Source organism: Serratia sp. Je.1.23.a, from assembly GCF_051129805.1.
In the GTDB taxonomy this organism is placed as follows: domain Bacteria; phylum Pseudomonadota; class Gammaproteobacteria; order Enterobacterales; family Enterobacteriaceae; genus Serratia; species Serratia liquefaciens.
Map to the genome: position 1 here is coordinate 24,746 of NZ_JBCPSR010000011.1, position 17,885 is coordinate 42,630.

Annotated in this window: 20 protein-coding genes; 9 read left to right on the forward strand and 11 right to left on the reverse strand. The window is 56.8% G+C overall.

Annotated elements, in window-relative coordinates:
* Window positions 1-57 precede the first annotated feature (57 nt).
* Both AAZT04_RS24800 and AAZT04_RS24805 read left to right on the forward strand, forming a co-directional pair.
* Entirely contained in the window at window positions 58-1,413 is a 1,356-nt protein-coding gene (locus AAZT04_RS24800) for a 2-hydroxycarboxylate transporter family protein (RefSeq protein WP_142814528.1), read from the forward strand.
* A 134-nt stretch (window positions 1,414-1,547) separates the two neighbouring features.
* Window positions 1,548-2,492: an MBL fold metallo-hydrolase gene (locus AAZT04_RS24805; protein ID WP_401527073.1), complete on the forward strand. Its 945-nt coding sequence runs from the start codon at window positions 1,548-1,550 to the stop codon at window positions 2,490-2,492.
* Window positions 2,493-2,497: 5 nt separating this feature from the next.
* On the opposite strand, the gene AAZT04_RS24810 is transcribed toward AAZT04_RS24805, so the two are convergent.
* Window positions 2,498-3,391 (reverse strand): LysR family transcriptional regulator, encoded by an 894-nt coding sequence (locus AAZT04_RS24810; protein ID WP_401527070.1) that lies wholly within the window; start codon window positions 3,389-3,391, stop codon window positions 2,498-2,500.
* Between the two features lie 123 nt (window positions 3,392-3,514).
* Here AAZT04_RS24810 and AAZT04_RS24815 point away from each other — a divergent pair, with 123 nt between their 5' ends.
* Window positions 3,515-4,255: an SDR family oxidoreductase gene (locus tag AAZT04_RS24815; protein ID WP_115058164.1), complete on the forward strand. Its 741-nt coding sequence runs from the start codon at window positions 3,515-3,517 to the stop codon at window positions 4,253-4,255.
* Between the two features lie 73 nt (window positions 4,256-4,328).
* Window positions 4,329-4,541, forward strand: a complete 213-nt coding sequence (locus AAZT04_RS24820) for a DUF1289 domain-containing protein (RefSeq protein ID WP_020828303.1) — start codon at window positions 4,329-4,331, stop codon at window positions 4,539-4,541.
* 75 nt (window positions 4,542-4,616) lie between these two features.
* Here the strand turns inward: AAZT04_RS24820 and nrdF are convergent, their stop codons facing one another.
* From nrdF to AAZT04_RS24845, 5 genes are all read right to left on the reverse strand, one after another.
* Window positions 4,617-5,588, reverse strand: a complete 972-nt coding sequence (gene nrdF / locus AAZT04_RS24825) for a class 1b ribonucleoside-diphosphate reductase subunit beta (RefSeq protein ID WP_044554507.1) — start codon at window positions 5,586-5,588, stop codon at window positions 4,617-4,619.
* A gap of 8 nt (window positions 5,589-5,596) precedes the next feature.
* Window positions 5,597-7,741: a class 1b ribonucleoside-diphosphate reductase subunit alpha gene (gene nrdE / locus AAZT04_RS24830; protein ID WP_434682148.1), complete on the reverse strand. Its 2,145-nt coding sequence runs from the start codon at window positions 7,739-7,741 to the stop codon at window positions 5,597-5,599.
* Window positions 7,723-8,127 (reverse strand): class Ib ribonucleoside-diphosphate reductase assembly flavoprotein NrdI, encoded by a 405-nt coding sequence (gene nrdI, locus AAZT04_RS24835; RefSeq protein WP_116691885.1) that lies wholly within the window; start codon window positions 8,125-8,127, stop codon window positions 7,723-7,725. Before nrdI ends, nrdE begins: the two co-directional genes overlap by 19 nt.
* Window positions 8,128-8,135: 8 nt before the next feature.
* Complete coding sequence (nrdH, locus tag AAZT04_RS24840) at window positions 8,136-8,372, reverse strand: glutaredoxin-like protein NrdH (protein WP_020828299.1); 237 nt, start codon at window positions 8,370-8,372, stop codon at window positions 8,136-8,138.
* Window positions 8,373-8,652: 280 nt separating this feature from the next.
* Window positions 8,653-9,084: a carboxymuconolactone decarboxylase family protein gene (locus AAZT04_RS24845; protein ID WP_116691886.1), complete on the reverse strand. Its 432-nt coding sequence runs from the start codon at window positions 9,082-9,084 to the stop codon at window positions 8,653-8,655.
* 96 nt (window positions 9,085-9,180) lie between these two features.
* Between AAZT04_RS24845 and AAZT04_RS24850 the strand changes: the two genes are divergently transcribed.
* Entirely contained in the window at window positions 9,181-10,614 is a 1,434-nt protein-coding gene (locus AAZT04_RS24850; RefSeq protein ID WP_261101997.1) for a PLP-dependent aminotransferase family protein, read from the forward strand.
* Window positions 10,615-10,680: 66 nt separating this feature from the next.
* On the opposite strand, the gene AAZT04_RS24855 is transcribed toward AAZT04_RS24850, so the two are convergent.
* Window positions 10,681-10,989 (reverse strand): DUF883 family protein, encoded by a 309-nt coding sequence (locus AAZT04_RS24855; protein WP_020828296.1) that lies wholly within the window; start codon window positions 10,987-10,989, stop codon window positions 10,681-10,683.
* Window positions 10,990-11,220: 231 nt separating this feature from the next.
* Between AAZT04_RS24855 and asr the strand changes: the two genes are divergently transcribed.
* Window positions 11,221-11,697, forward strand: coding sequence for an acid resistance repetitive basic protein Asr (asr, locus tag AAZT04_RS24860; RefSeq protein ID WP_048761059.1), 477 nt, complete (start codon window positions 11,221-11,223; stop codon window positions 11,695-11,697).
* 196 nt (window positions 11,698-11,893) lie between these two features.
* Here asr and AAZT04_RS24865 read toward each other — a convergent pair whose 3' ends face one another.
* Window positions 11,894-12,274 carry a DUF4440 domain-containing protein gene (locus tag AAZT04_RS24865; protein WP_201896071.1) on the reverse strand — a complete coding sequence of 127 codons (381 nt, stop codon included), beginning with the start codon at window positions 12,272-12,274 and terminating at the stop codon, window positions 11,894-11,896.
* Window positions 12,271-13,653, reverse strand: a complete 1,383-nt coding sequence (locus AAZT04_RS24870; RefSeq protein ID WP_262033287.1) for an MFS transporter — start codon at window positions 13,651-13,653, stop codon at window positions 12,271-12,273. The genes AAZT04_RS24865 and AAZT04_RS24870 overlap by 4 nt, the downstream gene beginning before the upstream one ends.
* 106 nt (window positions 13,654-13,759) lie before the next feature.
* Between AAZT04_RS24870 and AAZT04_RS24875 the strand changes: the two genes are divergently transcribed.
* Window positions 13,760-14,656, forward strand: coding sequence for a LysR family transcriptional regulator (locus AAZT04_RS24875; RefSeq protein WP_434682156.1), 897 nt, complete (start codon window positions 13,760-13,762; stop codon window positions 14,654-14,656).
* Here AAZT04_RS24875 and AAZT04_RS24880 read toward each other — a convergent pair.
* Window positions 14,619-15,656: an alpha/beta hydrolase family protein gene (locus AAZT04_RS24880; RefSeq protein WP_434682159.1), complete on the reverse strand. Its 1,038-nt coding sequence runs from the start codon at window positions 15,654-15,656 to the stop codon at window positions 14,619-14,621. The two genes, AAZT04_RS24875 and AAZT04_RS24880, sit on opposite strands and share 38 nt — an antisense overlap.
* Before the next feature lie 138 nt (window positions 15,657-15,794).
* On the opposite strand from AAZT04_RS24880, the gene AAZT04_RS24885 reads away from it, so the two are divergent.
* Both AAZT04_RS24885 and AAZT04_RS24890 read left to right on the forward strand, forming a co-directional pair.
* Window positions 15,795-16,799, forward strand: a complete 1,005-nt coding sequence (locus tag AAZT04_RS24885; protein ID WP_116691893.1) for a helix-turn-helix domain-containing protein — start codon at window positions 15,795-15,797, stop codon at window positions 16,797-16,799.
* 267 nt (window positions 16,800-17,066) lie between these two features.
* The gene (locus AAZT04_RS24890) at window positions 17,067-17,405 is read left to right on the forward strand and encodes a DUF2002 family protein (protein WP_020828289.1); all 339 of its coding nucleotides are present in this window, start codon (window positions 17,067-17,069) and stop codon (window positions 17,403-17,405) included.
* Between the two features lie 27 nt (window positions 17,406-17,432).
* On the opposite strand, the gene AAZT04_RS24895 is transcribed toward AAZT04_RS24890, so the two are convergent.
* A complete protein-coding gene (locus AAZT04_RS24895; RefSeq protein ID WP_116691894.1) occupies window positions 17,433-17,879 on the reverse strand; it encodes a DUF1198 family protein in 447 nt (148 codons plus the stop codon).
* Window positions 17,880-17,885: the final 6 nt, after the last annotated feature.

Consider the following 17,885-nt stretch of genomic DNA (forward strand, 5'->3'; position numbering starts at 1 on the left):
GCAGATAATCCGTGCGTTTCTCTATGATGGCTGAACAAACTAATAAGAGGCCAGATTATGAGCACAACAGATGATTCTTTCCTCGCCGCCAAAGACAAAACCGCTGAAATACCGCTGCGGGAAAAATGGTGGCATATACTGGACAATTACAAAGTAGGAATTATTCCGTTGCCGTTCTTTGTTCTGGCCGGCGTACTTATTTTATTGGATTGTCTGGAAGGGAAATTACCGAGCGATATCGTGGTCATGGTTGCCACATTGGCGTTCTTTGGTTTTGCCTGCGGCGAGTTTGGCAAACGCCTGCCGCTGATCGGCAAAATGGGGGCCGCGGCGATCTGTGCCACCTTTATTCCTTCTGCGTTGGTGCATTACGGCTTGCTGCCGGACGTGGTGGTGGAATCGACCACCAAATTCTATAAATCGACCAATATTCTGTACCTCTACATCTGCTGCATTATCGTTGGCAGCATTATGAGCATGAACCGTCAGGTGCTGATCCAGGGCTTTCTGCGCATTTTCGCGCCGATGCTGTGCGGTGAGGTTGTCGGCATGCTGGTAGGAATGGCGGTGGGCATGGCGTTGGGGCTGGAGCCGTTCCAAATCTTCTTCTTCCTGATTTTGCCGATCATGGCCGGTGGCGTCGGTGAAGGCGCGATCCCGCTGTCGATGGGGTATGCGGCGATTCTGCATATGGAGCAGGGGGTAGCCTTGGGGCGCATTCTGCCTATCGTCATGCTTGGCAGCCTGACCGCCATTGTTCTGGCCGGCTTGCTTAACCAACTGGGTAAACGTTACCCGCACCTGACCGGCGAAGGCAGCCTGATGCCGAGCAAGCAGGGCGAAAGCGAGATGAGCGCGGTGGAAAAAATCAGCGGTAAGGTGGATGTCAGCACCATTGCCTGCGGTGCGCTGCTGGCCATCCTGCTGTACATGGTAGGGATGTTGCTGCACCGCATGATTGGCCTGCCGGCACCGGTTGGCATGCTGTTCGCCGCGGTGGCGGTGAAGCTGGCACATGGCGTGTCCCCACGCATTCAGGAAGGTTCGCAGGTGGTCTATAAATTCTTCCGTACTGCGGTCACCTACCCGATTCTGTTCGCCGTCGGCGTAGCGATCACTCCGTGGCAGGAACTGGTTAACGCCTTCACCTTCCAAAATCTGGTGGTGATCGTCAGCACCGTGTCTGCACTGGTGGCGACTGGCTTCTTCGTCGGCAAGAAAATTGGCATGCACCCGATCGATGTGGCGATTGTCTCCTGCTGCCAGAGTGGGCAGGGTGGCACTGGCGATGTTGCCATTCTCACCGCCGGCAACCGTATGTCGCTGATGCCTTTTGCGCAGATAGCTACCCGTATCGGCGGCGCGATCAATGTCTCGCTCTCTTTGCTGGTACTGGCCAAATTCTTCGTATAACTCAAAAAAATCCTTAGTGTTTCTTTGCCTTTCCCCGCCCCCGCGGGGATTTTTTTATTCATTTTTTGCCTCCGGCAGGCGTCATTTCCGCTTTGGGTTAATACTTAGCGCTCAAACGACAACAAGGAGTCACCATGTTCTGGAAACGTTACCTGCTGGGGGCGGCGCTGGCCGTTATGTCGCTGCAAACCCTGGCCGCCGCACCGCAGGTGAAAACCCCCGCGCCGGGTTTTTATCGCATCATGCTGGGCAGCTATGAAGTCACAGCCTTGTCTGATGGCGTACTCCGCTTGCCGGTTGACAGACTGCTGCTTAACAGTTCGCCAAAGCAGATAGAGACCGCTCTGGCTGAGCACCATCAGGGCCTGCCGGTCGTCACCTCTGTTAATGCCTACCTGATCAATACCGGCAGCAAGCTGATCCTGGTTGATACCGGTGCGGGTTCGCTGCTGGGGGACGGGTTGGGCAAACTGGTCGTAAACCTCAAGGCTGCCGGTTATCAGCCACAGCAGGTGGATGAAATTTACCTGACGCATATGCACCCGGATCATCTCGGCGGTTTGACGCAAAACGGTAAAGCTGCTTTTCCAAATGCAGTGGTGCGTGCCGGGCAGCAGGATGCGGATTTTTGGCTTAGCGAGAGTCGGTTGAAACAGGCGCCGCCGAAGGAGAAAGTCTCGTTCGAGAATGTTATCGCCGCGCTCAAGCCTTATCAGGCCGCCGGACATTTTAAAACGTTCAGTAATGATGGTGAGCTGTCGCCGGGGATCAGTGCGTTTGCCGCCCATGGGCATACGCCAGGCCACAGCATTTATCTGGTGGAAAGCCAGGGCAAAAAATTGTTGCTGCTGGGGGATTTGATCCACGTGGCGGCGGTGCAGTTCGCCCATCCGCGTGTCGCGATAAGCTTTGATAAAGATGCCAAAGCGGCAGTAGCCCAGCGGCTGCGGGTGTTTAGTGATAGCGCTCAACGCAGTGTGCTGGTGGGCGGACCGCATCTGTCATTCCCCGGGCTGGGTTACCTGAATAAACAGGGGGAAGGTTATGACTGGGTGCCGCTAGAATATGGCGCCATGTAAGGCGTTTATCGGTTACGGGTGGCGAACACTTTGCTGAACCAGTCGATGAAGACCCGAACCCGCGGTGAAAGTTGGCGGTTGCGCGGGTAGAGCAAGGAGACCGGCATCGGAGTGGAGGGGAATTGCGGCAGCAGGGGCAGCAAGCTGCCGTTGTCCAGGCTGTCGCGCAGGTGATAACGCGGCACCTGAATGATCCCCAGCCCCATGCGCGCCGCAGCAACCAGGCTTTCCGCCGCGCTGACCGACACCGTGCAAGGCAATGTCACTTGCCGCGTCTGGCCAGCCACAGTAAATTCCAGCGGCATCAGGGTGCCGCTGGCCGAGGAACGGAAGCCCACCATGCGGTGGCCTTCAAGTTCGCTGATGGAATGGGGTGTGCCAAAACGTTGCAGGTAGTCCGAGGCGGCGCAGGTGACCTCTTCAAGCTCGCCTAACCGACGCGCCACCATATCGCTGTCTTTCAGTTTGCCGACCCGCACCACGCAGTCGATACCTTCCCGCACCGGATCTACCAGCCGATCGCCCTCGCTCATAAAAAGTTCGATATCCGGATATTGCGTCAAAAATTCGGGAAGTTCCGGCATTAAAAAGTGACGTGCCAACGTGCCGTGCACGTCGATGCGCAGCAGCCCACGCGGTTTGGCACCGGCAAACGCCATCTCGGCATCTTCGATATCCGCCAGAATAGTCAGGCAGCGTTGATAGTAAGCTTCGCCATCCAGCGTTGGGCTGACGTGGCGGGTAGTGCGTTGCAACAACCGCACCTGCAGCCGGGCTTCCAGTTGCTTGATGGCATCGGTCACCGTCGATCGCGGCAGGTTCAGATCCTGTGCGGCCTGGGTAAAGCTGCGTTGTTCCACCACGCGGGTAAACAAGCGCATGGCATCGATTCTGTCCATGGTTATTGTTCGCTAAATTCGGATAGTGATAACGAAGAGTAGGGGATTATTCGCCGGGGCGAAAGGTGCATGATGTTGTCACGCCGGTAAGTCGCCGGCGCATAGCCGACGAGGATAGAGAGCATGAACACCAAGACTCAGCAAGTTGCCATTGTCACCGGCGCATCGCGCGGTATAGGCGCGGCCATTGCCGAACGCCTGGCTGCCGACGGTTTTACCGTGATCGTCAACTATTCAGGCAATCAGGCATTGGCCGATGAGCTGGTGCGCAAAATTGAACAAAGCGGGGGGCGGGCGCTGAGCGCCAGGGCGGACGTCAGCGACGCCGCCGCCGTTGCCCAGCTGTTTGACCGGGCCGAGCAGGCTTTCGGCGGCGTGGATATCCTGGTGAATAACGCCGGGGTGATTGCGCTGGCTCCGGTCGCAGAAATGAGCGATGCCGATGTCGATCGGCTGATCGACATTAATCTGAAGGGGACCTTCAACACGCTGCGAGAGGCGGCGAAACGCCTGCGCGACAACGGGCGCATCATCAACTTTTCATCTAGCGTGGTCGGGCTGCTGCAGCCGAGCTACGGCATGTATGCCGCCAGCAAGGCCGCCGTCGAAGCGCTGACCAGCGTGCTGGCGAAAGAGCTGCGGGGGCGCAATATTACCGTCAACGCTATCGCGCCGGGCCCGACCGCCACCGGGCTGTTCCTGGACGGTAAAACGCCGGAGCTGATCGACCGGCTGGCGAAAATGGCTCCATTGGAGCGTCTGGGTCAGCCGCAGGATATCGCCGCGGCGGTGTCATTCCTGGCCGGTGCAGACGGTGCCTGGATCAACGGCCAAACCCTGCGGGCCAACGGCGGCATTATCTGATTTTACCGGGGCGGTTTCTCTCGCGGCAGGATCGGGTATCCTGTCGCGAGAAATCCACCGGAGGAAGCGCCTTATGGTAGGCCGCAGCAGAAGAAGAAAAACCGGCAGTCAGATTGACGATGGCGTGCGTTCACCCTGCAATAATGTTTGCCAGATCGACACCGAAAACGCGTGGTGTCGGGGCTGTTGGCGCACGCTGGAGGAAATCGCCGCCTGGTCGAGTGCCGATGACGAGGAAAAGCGGGCCATTTGGCAGCGCATCCGACAGCGTACCGGAAATATCTAAACTGTAGGGGCGCGGTAGCCTGCGCCCGTTCAGCGGTTATGATTTAGAGCAAAGTGATTCGCCCCGCGATTTCACTCAGAAATCCCAGTCGTCATCTTCAGTGTTGACCGCTTTACCAATCACGTAAGACGAGCCTGAGCCGGAGAAGAAGTCGTGGTTCTCGTCGGCGTTTGGCGACAGCGCCGACAGAATGGCCGGATTGACCTGCGCCATCGACGGCGGGAACAGCGCTTCGTATCCCAGATTCATCAACGCCTTGTTGGCGTTATAGTGCAGGAAGGTTTTCACGTCCTCAGTCCAGCCTACACCGTCGTACAGCTCTTCGGTGTAACGCACCTCGTTATCGTACAAATCCTGCATCAGATCGAAGGCGAAATTTTTCACCTGTTGGCGGCGCGCCGCGTCGACCTTCTCCAATCCTTTTTGGAATTTATAACCGATGTAATAACCGTGCACCGCCTCATCGCGGATGATCAGACGGATCAAATCGGCGGTGTTGGTCAACTTGGCGCGGCTCGACCAGTACATCGGTAGATAAAAGCCCGAATAGAACAGGAACGACTCCAGGAATACGCTGGCGACCTTCTTCATCAGCGGATCGTCGCTGCGGTAGTGGGCCAGAATGATGCTGGCTTTTTTCTGCAGCGCGCGGTTTTCCTCGCTCCAGCGGTAGGCATCGTCGACGTCCGGTGTCTGGCACAGCGTAGAGAAAATTGAGCTGTACGAACGAGCATGCACCGCTTCCATAAAGCTGATGTTGGAGTACACCGCCTCCTCATGCGGCGTAATCGCATCTTCGATCAGCGCCGGTGCGCCCACGGTATTTTGAATAGTGTCCAGCAGCGTCAGGCCGGTGAACACCCGAATGGTCAACTGCTGTTCTTTTGGCGTCAACGTTGCCCACGACGGAATGTCGTTCGACAGCGGCACCTTCTCCGGCAGCCAGAAGTTGGAGGTCAGGCGGTTCCACACCTCCAGATCCTTGTCGTCTTCGATGATGTTCCAGTTGATCGCGCGCACCAACTGCGCCGGTTTAGTGGTATTCATAGATTGCCTCACAGTGCGCAGGACACGCAGCCCTGCACCTCGGTGCCTTCCAACGCCATCTGGCGCAGGCGGATGTAATAGATGGTTTTGATGCCTTTACGCCAGGCATAAATCTGCGCGCGGTTGATGTCGCGGGTGCTGGCGGTATCGCGGAAAAACAGCGTCAGCGACAGCCCCTGATCGACGTGCTGAGTGGCGGCGGCATAGGTATCGATAATTTTTTCCGGCCCTATGTCGTAGGCATCCTGGTAGTACTCCAGGTTGTCGTTGGTCATATAGGGCGCCGGATAATAGACGCGACCAATTTTTCCCTCTTTGCGGATCTCGATGCGTGACACGATCGGATGGATGCTGGAGGTCGAGTTATTGATGTAGGAGATGGAACCGGTGGGTGGTACCGCCTGCAGGTTCTGGTTGTACAAGCCGTGCATCATCACCGACTGGCGCAGCGCCAGCCACTCTTCGCGGCCAGGGATGGCGATATTGGCGTCGGCGAACAGCGCGCGAACCCGTTCGGTTTGCGGCTGCCATTCCCGTTCGGTGTATTTGCTGAAGTATTCACCTGAAGCATAGGTCGACTCTTCGAAGCCGCCGAATGCGCTACCGCGCTCGATGGCCAACTGGTTAGAGGCGCGAATGGCGTGGTAAGCGACGGTATAGAAATAGATGTTGGTGAAATCAATCCCTTCTTCTGAGCCGTAGAAGATGCGTTCGCGAGCCAGGTAGCCGTGCAGGTTCATCTGGCCGAGGCCAATGGCATGCGAACTGCGGTTGCCTTCGGCAATCGACGGCACCGAGCGAATGTCGCTCATGTCCGCCACCGCCGTCAGCGCACGGATCGCGGTGTCGACCGCTTTGCCAAAGTCGGGGGCATCCATGGTTTTGGCGATGTTGAGCGAACCGAGGTTGCAGGAAATATCCTTGCCTACCTGGTCGTAGCTCAAGTCATCGTGATAGGTGCTGGCGCGGTTAACCTGCAAAATCTCGGAGCACAGGTTGCTCATGTTGATGCGCCCGGCGATCGGGTTTTCACGATTGACCGTATCTTCAAACATCATGTACGGATAACCGGATTCAAACTGGATCTCCGCCAGTACCTGGAAGAATTCACGCGCATTGATGCGTGATTTGCGGATGCGCTTGTCATCCACCATTTCGCGGTACTTCTCGCTGACGCTGATTTCCGAGAACGGCACGCCATACACTTGCTCGACGTCATAGGGCGAGAACAGGTACATCTCTTCGTTATTCTTCGCCAGTTCGAAAGTGATATCCGGGATCACCACCCCCAGCGACAGCGTCTTGATGCGGATTTTCTCGTCGGCATTTTCACGCTTGGTGTCGAGGAAACGCAGAATATCCGGGTGATGAGCGTTGAGATAGACCGCACCGGCGCCCTGACGCGCGCCCAGTTGGTTGGCATAAGAGAAGGCATCTTCAAGCATCTTCATGATAGGGATCACCCCTGAAGACTGGTTCTCTATGCGTTTGATCGGGGCACCGACCTCGCGAATATTGGTCAGTAAGAACGCCACGCCGCCGCCGCGTTTTGACAGTTGCAGCGCAGAGTTCACCGCCCGACCGATTGACTCCATATTGTCTTCGATGCGTAACAGAAAACAGGACACCGGTTCGCCGCGCTGTTGTTTACCGCAGTTGAGGAAAGTGGGCGTCGCCGGCTGGAAGCGGCCCGAGATCATCTCCTCCACCAAATCTTGTGCCAACGCGGTATCACCTGCCGCCAGCGTTAAGGCGACCATGCATACCCGGTCTTCGTAGCGTTCCAGGTAGCGCTTACCGTCGAAGGTTTTCAGCGTGTAGCTGGTGTAATACTTAAAGGCGCCGAGGAAGGTCTCGAAGCGGAATTTTTTCGCATAGGCCTGTTGGAACAGCTGTTTGATAAAGGCGAACTCGTACTGCGCCAACACGCTCTGTTCATAATAACCTTCCTCCACCAGATAGCGCAGCTTCTCCTCCAGGTTATGGAAGAATACGGTGTTTTGGTTCACGTGCTGCAGGAAGTAGTGCCGCGCTGCTAACCGATCCTTGTCGAACTGGATACGGCCTTCGGCATCATAAAGATTGAGCATCGCGTTGAGCGAATGGTAATCCAGCGCGCTTGCGGCGGGCCGGGTCAGTTCTGTCGTTGCCAAAATGCGGTTACTCCCTGTCGAACGTTTGCAACGTCTTGTGTGGTGCCGAGCAGCTCAAAGCGGTAAAGAAAAGGCACCTGACATTTTTTGGCGATGATGTCGCCGGCAATGCCGTACGCTGCGCCGAAATTGGTATTCCCGGCGGCGATAACGCCGCGCAGGAAAGCGCGATTTTGTGGATCGTTGAGAAAGCGGATCACCTGGATCGGCACGGCTCCTACGGCGCTACCGCCGCCATAGCTGGGCACGATCAAAATATAGGGTTTATCCATCAGCAGTTTGCTGCGGGCGCCGGCGATAGGGATACGTACCGCTGGCAATCCCAGTTTTTCAACGAACCTGTGGGTGTTCTCCGAACTGCTGGAGAAATAGACCAGCGGGTTCATGGGCAACCTCAGGACGCCAGGGCGTGGGCCAGCGCGCCGATTTTGTCCGGCCGGAAGCCAGACCAGTGATCTTCACCGGCGATAATCACCGGAACTTGCTGATAGCCAAGGGATTTAACATGGTTCAGCGCCTGCTGATCCTGGGTGAGGTCGATCACCTGATAACCAATCCCTTGTTTATCGAATGCGCGATAGGTGGCGTTGCACTGGACACAGTCCGGTTTGCTGTAAATAATAATACTCATGATTCGCATTTACCTTTTGGGCTGAAGGAAAGGCGGACAGGTCAGATAACGGAGCATTGAACGGCGTTTCTGACGGCGTTACCAACCGCTACATGTTCCCTGCGGTTGATGGGTTAAATACTATATGTGGATATTTAATTTATCAACCACGCTATATATGGTGTTTTGGCAGGATTCACGTTGAGGCCGCATCAGGGCTGGAAAAGCAGAGGGAAAAATTTTTTTGGCGGTTGTTGGCGGGAAACCCCTCTCGGGCGAGAGGGGGATAAGTGCGGTTTCGTCATTGACGCATGCTGATGGCCAGGCGGTTAAAGGCGTTCATGATGCTGATAGCGAAGGTTAAATCGGCAATTTCCGCATCGCTAAAGTGCGTCTGCAGCGCTTCAAACGCGCTGTCCGGTGCGCCAGTTGCGGCGATCAGGGTCACGGAGTCTGCCCACTCAAGCGCCGCGCGCTCGCGGTCGCTGAACGCATGACTCACGCGCCAGCCCGCAAGTTGATCCAGCTTGGCGTTGTCAACGCCACTTTCTCTCAGTGCTTTACCATGCATATCCAGGCAGTAGGCACAGCCGTTAATCTGCGATACGCGCATAAACATCAGCTCAATTGTCGCCTTGTCCAGCGCGCCTTTCTCCAGTGCCATCAGGGCGGTCACCATGCCTTTGTAAGGGGCGGGAGAGAGTTCGGAATATTTCAAACGTTGCTTAATCATGGTCAACCTCAGTTAGCGAACAGCAGAATAATGAGGCTACTTTAATGGCGATATGGACTATGCTATAGAGCCATAAAATGATTATTTAACCAGGCCATGATGCGTCAGTTTCTCTCCTCTTTGCGGCTGGATGCTCAGCTCGCAGATCCTTTGTACCGGCAGATTTATCTGCGGATTAAAGACGCCATTGCGCAAGGAAGCCTGCTGGCGGGCAGTCGGCTGCCTTCGGTGCGTGGGCTGGCGAGCGATCTGGGCGTGGCGCGGGCCACGGTGGAAAGCGCTTACGGCCAACTTATCGCCGAAGGTTTTCTGCAAAGCCGGGGACAGGCTGGCACTTATGTTTCGTCGCAGCTGCAGAATCTGCCGGTACGCGCAGCATTGACGACGGAAGTGTTGCCGGCGGTGGCGGCGAATCCATTGCATCCGAGTGGGGCAACGCAGCCTTTTCAATTGGGGCTGCCGGCGCTGGATGCTTTCCCGCGCGCACTATGGCAGAGGATTGTCGGTCGCCAATTGCGTACTGCTCCTTTGGCGGCCATGGCTCATCCGTCAACTCAAGGGTTGCCAGAGCTGCGCGCGGCGATCGTGAATTATTTGCAGCTTTCGCGTGGTATCAATTGTCGACCGGAACAGGTTTTTATTTGTGCCGGCTATCAGGCATTGCTGGATTTGGTGATCGGCACTTTACTCAAGACCGGTGACGAGGTGTGGCTGGAAGACCCCGGCTATCCGGTGACCCTACCGCTATTTCGCGCCGCCGGCATGCAGCCGGTGGCCGTGCCGGTTGATGAGCAGGGGATGAATATCGCCGTCGGTGTTGCCGCTGCACGTCGAGCACGCATGGCGGTGCTGACGCCGACCCACCAGAGTCCCCTGGGCGTCTCGCTTAGCCTGGCGCGGCGCATGGCCTTACTGGAGTGGGCACAGCAGCAGGGGGCATGGATCCTTGAAGACGATTACGACAGCGAGGTTCGTTATCATGGTCGGCCGCTGCCGCCGTTGAAAAGTCTCGATCGTCAGGGCAGGGTGCTGTACGCCGGGACTTTCAGTAAAACCTTGTTTCCGGCACTGCGTATGGCTTATTTGGTCGTGCCGCTTGAACAGGTGGACGCTTTTGGACGCAGCAGCCGGTTACGCGGTTGCGGCTGCCCGCCACTGATGCAGGCCAGCGTGGCTGATTTTATCCATCAGGGGCATTTCTATCGCCATCTGAAACGTATGCGGCCCCTCTATCGCCAGCGCCGTGAATGGCTGGCGCAGGCGCTTGCACGACAGCTGGGGGAGTATTTGACGGTATCGTCGCAGGCCGGGGGCATTCAATTACTGGCACGATTGACGGCAAAAGGCTTGGATCGGAGGATCGCGCAAGAGGCCTGGCAACGCGGGTTGTCGATACAGGCACTTTCGGATTGGCACATAGCCAGTGCGGCGGGAGATGGCCTGCTGATGGGGTTTGCCAACTTTACCCAGCAGAGCGAGGCTGAGCGGGCAGTGGCCAGGCTAGCCGAGTTGTTTGAAGCCACAAATTAAACGGCCCGCGGTTTCCCACGGGCCAGACGCACATCTGTTGTTTTATCTTTATGACTGCAAGGGGTGTTAACGCCGGGCCAGCAGAACGCCGAGGACGATGCCAACCGCGGCCCCGATCCCTACGCCCTGCCAAGGTTTGTCGCGCACGTAGCTGTCGGCTTGTTCGACGGCATCGCGGGCGTGCTGTGTCAGATTGCTGGAACCATTGAAGCGAGCACGGGCGTCGCGTAACACGCCTTTGGCTTTGCTGTGCAGCTCTTTCAGTTCCTCTTTGGTTTTGTCACCGGATGCACGTAGCACCTCATCCAATGTATCAGCCAAAAGAGTGACGTCCTGATCAATGTCGCGTTCTACTTTTTCTGATTTCTTAAACATTCGACTCTCCGTTTTTGACACATGTCTCTTAAGTGTAGACCATTTCTCAAAATGTGCCGGCGATCACGGTAAAATACCTGGTGGGATAACGTCACCGGCGATGCCTGTCTGTGTTGTACATTTGGTTACTCGGCGAAACCAATCACTCACGGAAGCGGCTCATCGATTCCTCTAGTATCTGCTTCAACGGCCCAACGGGGCTTACTGAAAAAACACTCTGAGGAATTAAAGATGAAAAAAGTATTAGCCCTGATCGTTGCTGCCACCATGGGTCTGTCTTCTGTTGCTTTCGCTGCTGATACTGCTGCAGCTCCGGCAACGGCTGCTCCGGCTGCAACCACCACTACCGCTGCGCCAGCTGCTGCTGAGAAGGCTCCTGCTAAAGCCACTCATCATAAGAAAGCGCACCACAAAGCGACCAAGAAAGCCCCAGCTCAGAAAGCCCAGGCGGCTAAAAAGCACCACAAAGCCACCAAGAAAGCCCCAGCTCAAAAAGCTCAGGCCGCTAAAAAGCACCAAAAAGTAAGCAAAAAAGCCCCAGCACAGAAAGCTCAGGCTGCTAAAACTCACCACAAAGTAAGCAAAAAAGCGCCAGCTCAAAAAGCCCAGGCTGCTAAAAAACACCACAAAAAAGCGCCAGTGCAGAAAGCTCAGGCCGCTAAAAAACACCACAAAGCCACCAAAAAAGCAGCAACTCCAGCCGCTTAATTGAGTGAGGAATGCGGTGCCTGAGGGGGCCGCATCATCCCGACGTTATTGAGACACCCGGCTTGGCCGGGTGTCTTCTTTTGAGGGCTAGCTCATGATGATCAATCGCTATCTGTTCGAAGTGATTTTCAGCGCCGTCACCCTGTGTGGGCTGATCGTGGCCTGGGAACTGTTTCTGGCCGACGGTTTTCTCTGATTACTGCGCGATGGGCGTTTCATGCAGGTGCCGCCAGCCCAGCCCGGTTTCGGTTTGTTCAAACACCACGGTGGAGTTGCGCAGCGTCGCCGCCTGTCCAGGCAGCCTCTGTTTCTCGCGATAGCTGACCACTGCCCCCGTCGGCCATTCGGCCACCAACGTCATCTCTTCTATGCTGATTGCCAACCCCGGTTTGGCGGCCCGATTCGCACGGAAAAACGCGCTCAGTGCGGCAAAATCGAGTCGGCTGCCGTTCAGCGCGATCATGCTGAAGGCGGGATCAAAACGCGCCAACAGCCCCTGTTCATCTCCGGCCCCTTTTTCCAGCCAGTTTTCAATGGCGACGTGTGCGTCGATCACTTCGGTAAAATATTGGTTCATTGGTGTTCCTGTTGAGTATTGAGACCGCGCACTATGGCGCGGTTTACGATGCGCAGGCACAGCAGCATGGGGATCAGCGTGCTGGCGGCGGCCAGGTAAAAACAACTTTTGTAGGCGACGGCGGGGGTAAAATGTTCCAGCAGCAGGTTGAGTAACAAGCTGAGCAGGGCGACACCCAGGCAGAAGCTGAGCTGTCGGTTGATATTCCACAGCGCACTGGCGTCGGCCAATTGCTCATCGGCAATATGCAAAAATGCGCTGCTCTGCGCGGTGCTGCTGCACAGGCTGCCGCCAAAGCCCATCAGGGCGAAGGCCGCAACCTGCAATCCGTAATCCCCAGCGTGCGCAATCTGCGACAGCGCCAAAATGCCCAACCCTTGCAGCAGACAGCCGAAGATAAACAGCGGTTTCGGGCCAAAATGGTTAAATTTTCTGCCGGTCAACGTGATGGCCAGGAACGAGGCCAGCGACCAGGGCAGCATCAGGCTACCGACCTGCGCGGCACGCATGCCCAACTGATTTTGCAAATACAGCATGGCGATCAGGCTGACGCCGATAAACAGGCCGGGGATGCACTGATAAATCATCATCGACGTGCGCAACAGCGGATCCTGAACCAGGCGCAGGTTCAGCAAAGGGTGGGTAATGCGCAGGCTACGGCGCAGGAAATAGGTCAAGGCGATCGCTCCTGCGGCCAACAGTAACGCGCCTTGCGCAAGGCCCCCGTTTTCCCCCAGTCGGGTGAGGCCCAGTAAGATCAGCGTCAGGGCCGTACAGGCGCTAAGCAACCCCTTGATCTCGAGCGGTCGAGGTTGCGGATCGGGTACCTGAGGACGCAGCCAGAGTGCCGCCAACAGCAGCGCCAGCGCGGCGAGCGGCAGGTTGGCAAAGAACACCCAGCGCCAGTCGAGCCGGTCGACAATAAGCCCCCCCAATGCCGGTGACAGTGCCGGGGCCAGCAGGCCTACCAGCATAATGGCGGCGGAAAGCCCCGCGCGCTCATGGCTACGGTACAGTTGGTAGGTCAGCGTTTGGCCGATCGGGATCAGCAACCCGCCGCCCATACCCTGCAGCACTCTCCAGCCAACCAGTTCGCCGATGGAATCGGCATAGCCTGCCGCCGCCGTTGCCAGCATAAACAAGGTTAACGACAGCAAAAACACCCGCCGTCCGCCAATGCGCTGCGCTAACCAGGCGCTGAGCGGGATCACCAGCGTCAGGCCGAGAATGTAGCCGTTACTGACCCAGGCCAATTCACCGACCGAAGCCTGCAGCGCATGGCCGATTGAGGGGTAAGCGACGTTGGCGATAAACATGTTGATCAGATCGACAAAAAATCCGAGCAGGTAGACGATTGCGACTTTGATGCGATAGGGCATGGTGCCTCCGGTTGAAGGCCAGCAGTGTAACGGGCGGGAAAGTGCGGATAAATCGGCTATGAGCGATTACACTGTCAAAATTATTTTGACAATAAGGGGCGACAACATGCTTAACCTGCAGCGTTTGGCTATCTTCGTGGCCGTGGTGGACGCCGGCAGTTTCACCGCTGCTGCGGTGGCGTTGGGGCAAACCAAGGCGGTGGTCAGCTTCAATGTCAAACAGCTGGAGGGCGAACTGGGGGTGTCGCTGCTGGTGCGCAGCACCCGACGGCTGGCACTGACCGACGCCGGCGAACGTTTTTATCAACGTTGTCTGCGGTTGTTGCAGGATGCGGAAAACCTCTTGGATGACGTACGTCGGGATCACCATGGACTGAGCGGCGTATTGCGCATCACGACAACGCCGGAATACGGCGCTCAGGTGGTGGTACCGGCGCTGGCGGCATTTTCCCAATTGCATCCGCGCCTGCGCATTCAGCACGTTTCCTCTTCCTATCATGCCGATTTGATTTCAGAGCGTTTCGACGTGGCCATCCGGCTGGGACAACTGGCGGATTCCAGCCTGCGGGCAGCATTGCTCGACAGCTTTGCTATTGTGCCGGTCGCCTCGCCAGCCTACCTGGCCCGCCATCCCATTGCGTCTCTGGCCCAACTGGCACAGGCACAGTGGATTGCTCACAGTCGCCTCAGTTCGCCGCTGAGTTGGCAGGTCATTACCCCTGAGCGCCAGGCGGTGCTGTTCAAGGTGGAAGATGCCGCCACGTTGATGGGCGACAGTGCCGCGGCGCTGTTGGCGTTTGCTTTGCACGGCGCCGGGGTGGCGCTGCTGCCCGAATGGCTGGTGCGGCCTGCCCTCGCCGAGGGCAAGCTGTGTCCGCTACTCACGGACCATCAGTTTCCTGCGCAGAGTATTTATGCGCTATACCCCAACACCCGCCACGTACCGGAAAAGGTGAGGGCGTTTATCAATTTCCTGCGGGCGCGGGTAGCCACGGATGAATAAATGCCATGATGGCGGCCAGCGTTTGCCGGTGTACGGCTTCGCGTTGTTCGCTGGAAGAGGCGCAAAGCACCGCCCCATCATCTTCTTCACTCGCCAGGATTTGCCGGCCTTTGGGCTGACAAACCGGCAGGAAATCGAAATGATTGCCGCTGGATAGCCTCAGTGCATGAATAGGTTGCTTTCCGTTATCCGCCGCCAGCGTGGCACCGCCAAGCCCGGGTTCCTGGCCGTCGGGCAAAAAGTGCTGTGGCTCGACGATCAGTAACGGTGCGCTGAGCCGACGCAGGCTGGTCGGCAGCAGGTAGGGCACCATGCCGGGATCTAGAGCCACCGCAAAGCGAATGCGCGGGTCGGTGTAGTCGGCGTCAAATGCCCTGGCGGAAAGCTTGGTCAGTGCGACGTTGGCTTGTGTATAAAACTGACAGTTGGGCGACTGCGGTGCTTGTCGGCAGCCATCGATGAAATCGCTCAGCCGGATTTTACCGCCGATAGCTGCAATGGTGCTGTAACCGCCCTTGGAGTGGCCGATAACGCCAATCGCCTGAGGGTTGAGCATCGGCTTCCAGCGAGGGTCGGTGGTGACGGCGCTAATCAAGGCGGAAATATCGCTGGTTTGTAACCACAGCTCGGCAGATAAAGCCGGAACCGAGTTACCGGTAGTGCTGCCTGGGTGGTTGGCCGCCACCACGATCGCGCCTTGTTGGGTCAGCGCTGCCGCCAGCCAGGCCTGGCTGGCGTTATTGCCGCCGCTGCCGTGGCTGATCACGATCAGCGGAAAATGCCCACTTGCTGCCGGCGCGTCCGGCTGACTCTCAATGCCGGTAAAGACCGGGTTTGCACCGATGAGCTGCGGTTTAGCCGTTTCGGTGGTGGGGTAGTAAATTCGGCTGACTAACGAACGCGAGCCGGCCTGAAAGGTTTCATCGTGGGTGGCGACCTGATAGGGGGACGCGCTCGCAGCACCGCACCACAGCATCAACAACAACAAGGTTCTTTTCATTTTCACTCCTCAAGGTATCGAGATTGAGAGGGTGGCATTGGCGGCGCCATCCGGCGACCTCGATCGCGATCCGGGTCGTTAAATGATTGTTTTAACAGTACACTGTTGATTCCGTGTGCAAACAACAAGACCTTGATGATGCCGCTTATTCCTCTCACATTTCTGTTCGGTATGCTGTGCCTGGGGCTGCTGTATCGCCTCGGTCGTCCAACGGCGCGGCGCTGGGTCTTTCAGCTATTGTTGTTGCTGTGCGCGTGGCAAAGCCTGCTGGTGGGTATCCGTTATGGCTACGGCATAACGCAATTCAATGGGCTGCAACCGTTCGGCGCGATGGCGATCCCTTCACTGGCTTATGTCGCGTTTTTGGTGAGTACCCAGGGCCGTTTGCGGCGGCGCGAACTGTGGCATCTGATGCCACTGTGCCTGACGCTGTTGGCCAGCCTGACGGCGCCCTTTTTGCTGGATGCCATGATTGTCGGGGGTTATCTGGGGTATGGAGCCGCATTGCTGTATGCGTTGCGGCGCGGTGAAAACGCTTTGCCGCAGGTGGCGCTGGCGGAAAGTTGGCTGAGCTATCGACTGTGGCGCGGTTTGGGGGGCTTGCTGATCATGGTGGCGGTAGCCGAAGGGGTGATTGCGCTCGACTTTTCCCTGTTTGACGGGCGGCACGCCGGTTGGCTGGCAACGATCGATAATCTGTTGGTGGCGTTGAGCCTATGCCTGGTGCTGTCGCGCAGCCGACCTGCGGAAAGCCCGGTTGAGGTCATATCGGAAACGGCGGATAGCGGGGGGGAAGATGAGGATCAACTGGCCGAGTGGTTTGAGCGGGTGCAACAACGGCTGCGGCAAGATGACTTCTACCTGGAGCCTGAGCTGAACCTGGCCCGGCTGGCGCGCAAGGTGGGCTTGCCGGCGCGACGGGTTTCGCAGGCTATCAATCGGCATACGGGAATGAATGTGTCGCAATATGTGAATCAACTGCGTATTCGTCAGGCGGCGCAGTGGTTGCTCGCCGGTGATGAGCCGGTGACTGATATTATGCAAAAGGCCGGATTCACTACCAAATCGAATTTTAACCGCGAATTCTTGCGCATTCAGGGTGTGAGCCCAAGTGAATGGCGCAGGCAACAACAGCGGCTTTAAATAATACTTTGTTATCCCTTGCCGGGTTTGGATCGGAGCTATGCTAAATGCTGTTGATGAGCCGTACGGGCGTGCCGTCAATCTCTTAATTTTGCGGTACTGAGGGTGTTTCCGGGCGTGATGTTGACGCTGCGCCTGTTGTTGCAAAAACGGCAAAATACCTAGTTAAGGAATATTCCTAAACCCACATCCATACCGAAAAATTTATTGTTTCATCTCATGATTACGGTAAGGTCGCTCAGCGGTCCAGAACGAGAGGAGAAATCGATGTATTTACGGCCGGATGAAGTGGCTAGAGTGTTGGAGAATACGGGGTTTGAGCGTGATTATGTCACCGATCAAGCCTATGGTTACCGCAAGGGTGAGCACTACGTGTATGTGAATCGTGAAGCGCGGATGGGCAGAACCGCGTTGGTGATCCACCCGGCGCTGAAAGAGAAAAGCGTGCATTTCGCCACGCCGACCTCGCCGATACGCACCAGCGATCAGTACCTTGAGTTTCCCCTGGATTTAAGCAGCGATACCCCGAGTGCGCGTTATGGCATTCCCCACGGTTTCAGCTCGCGTGACGCGCTTTCGCGCTATATCTACAGCATGTTTCTGTAATGCCTCCCCCGCCTGCGGGGGACATCTTCACCAATTGGCAATGGCTTCCTGGTTAAAACGCTCGTTGTAGGCGCGGCGGAACTGTGCCAGCTCGAAAGCATCGATATCCAGATCGGCAAAATAAAACAGCGCGGCTTCGGTGTGCTCGGCATGTAACTCTGGCGACAGACCGGCACGCAGCAGGGTTTCCCGCCACAGGGCAATCTGGTGGTCGTCTGCCTGTTTGATAAAGGTCAGATAGATAAACAGCAAATAGGCCGCCTGGTGCATCTCTTCGGTGTAACCATTATTCAGCATGCGGATAAAGGTCTGGCTGTTGCGGCCACCCATCTCCTGAATCATCGATTCAATCAGCATAGGTTTCACTTTCAACAGGTGGGCCAGAGAGTCAATGGCTTTGCGGGTATCGGAAGTCAGAATGCGGTAACCAATAATAAATACAACGATCAGGGCAGCGATGATGATCCAGGTCATTTATGA

Coding starts and splice junctions, on each gene's coding strand:
- AAZT04_RS24800 (WP_142814528.1), top strand. CDS start 58: ATGAGCACAACAGATGATTCTTTCCTCGCCGCCAAAGACAAAACCGCT.
- AAZT04_RS24805 (WP_401527073.1), top strand. CDS start 1,548: ATGTTCTGGAAACGTTACCTGCTGGGGGCGGCGCTGGCCGTTATGTCG.
- AAZT04_RS24810 (WP_401527070.1), bottom strand. CDS start 3,391: ATGGACAGAATCGATGCCATGCGCTTGTTTACCCGCGTGGTGGAACAA.
- AAZT04_RS24815 (WP_115058164.1), top strand. CDS start 3,515: ATGAACACCAAGACTCAGCAAGTTGCCATTGTCACCGGCGCATCGCGC.
- AAZT04_RS24820 (WP_020828303.1), top strand. CDS start 4,329: ATGGTAGGCCGCAGCAGAAGAAGAAAAACCGGCAGTCAGATTGACGAT.
- nrdF (WP_044554507.1), bottom strand. CDS start 5,588: ATGAATACCACTAAACCGGCGCAGTTGGTGCGCGCGATCAACTGGAAC.
- nrdI (WP_116691885.1), bottom strand. CDS start 8,127: ATGAACCCGCTGGTCTATTTCTCCAGCAGTTCGGAGAACACCCACAGG.
- nrdH (WP_020828299.1), bottom strand. CDS start 8,372: ATGAGTATTATTATTTACAGCAAACCGGACTGTGTCCAGTGCAACGCC.
- AAZT04_RS24845 (WP_116691886.1), bottom strand. CDS start 9,084: ATGATTAAGCAACGTTTGAAATATTCCGAACTCTCTCCCGCCCCTTAC.
- AAZT04_RS24850 (WP_261101997.1), top strand. CDS start 9,181: ATGATGCGTCAGTTTCTCTCCTCTTTGCGGCTGGATGCTCAGCTCGCA.
- AAZT04_RS24855 (WP_020828296.1), bottom strand. CDS start 10,989: ATGTTTAAGAAATCAGAAAAAGTAGAACGCGACATTGATCAGGACGTC.
- asr (WP_048761059.1), top strand. CDS start 11,221: ATGAAAAAAGTATTAGCCCTGATCGTTGCTGCCACCATGGGTCTGTCT.
- AAZT04_RS24865 (WP_201896071.1), bottom strand. CDS start 12,274: ATGAACCAATATTTTACCGAAGTGATCGACGCACACGTCGCCATTGAA.
- AAZT04_RS24870 (WP_262033287.1), bottom strand. CDS start 13,653: ATGCCCTATCGCATCAAAGTCGCAATCGTCTACCTGCTCGGATTTTTT.
- AAZT04_RS24875 (WP_434682156.1), top strand. CDS start 13,760: ATGCTTAACCTGCAGCGTTTGGCTATCTTCGTGGCCGTGGTGGACGCC.
- AAZT04_RS24880 (WP_434682159.1), bottom strand. CDS start 15,656: ATGAAAAGAACCTTGTTGTTGTTGATGCTGTGGTGCGGTGCTGCGAGC.
- AAZT04_RS24885 (WP_116691893.1), top strand. CDS start 15,795: ATGCCGCTTATTCCTCTCACATTTCTGTTCGGTATGCTGTGCCTGGGG.
- AAZT04_RS24890 (WP_020828289.1), top strand. CDS start 17,067: ATGTATTTACGGCCGGATGAAGTGGCTAGAGTGTTGGAGAATACGGGG.
- AAZT04_RS24895 (WP_116691894.1), bottom strand. CDS start 17,879: ATGACCTGGATCATCATCGCTGCCCTGATCGTTGTATTTATTATTGGT.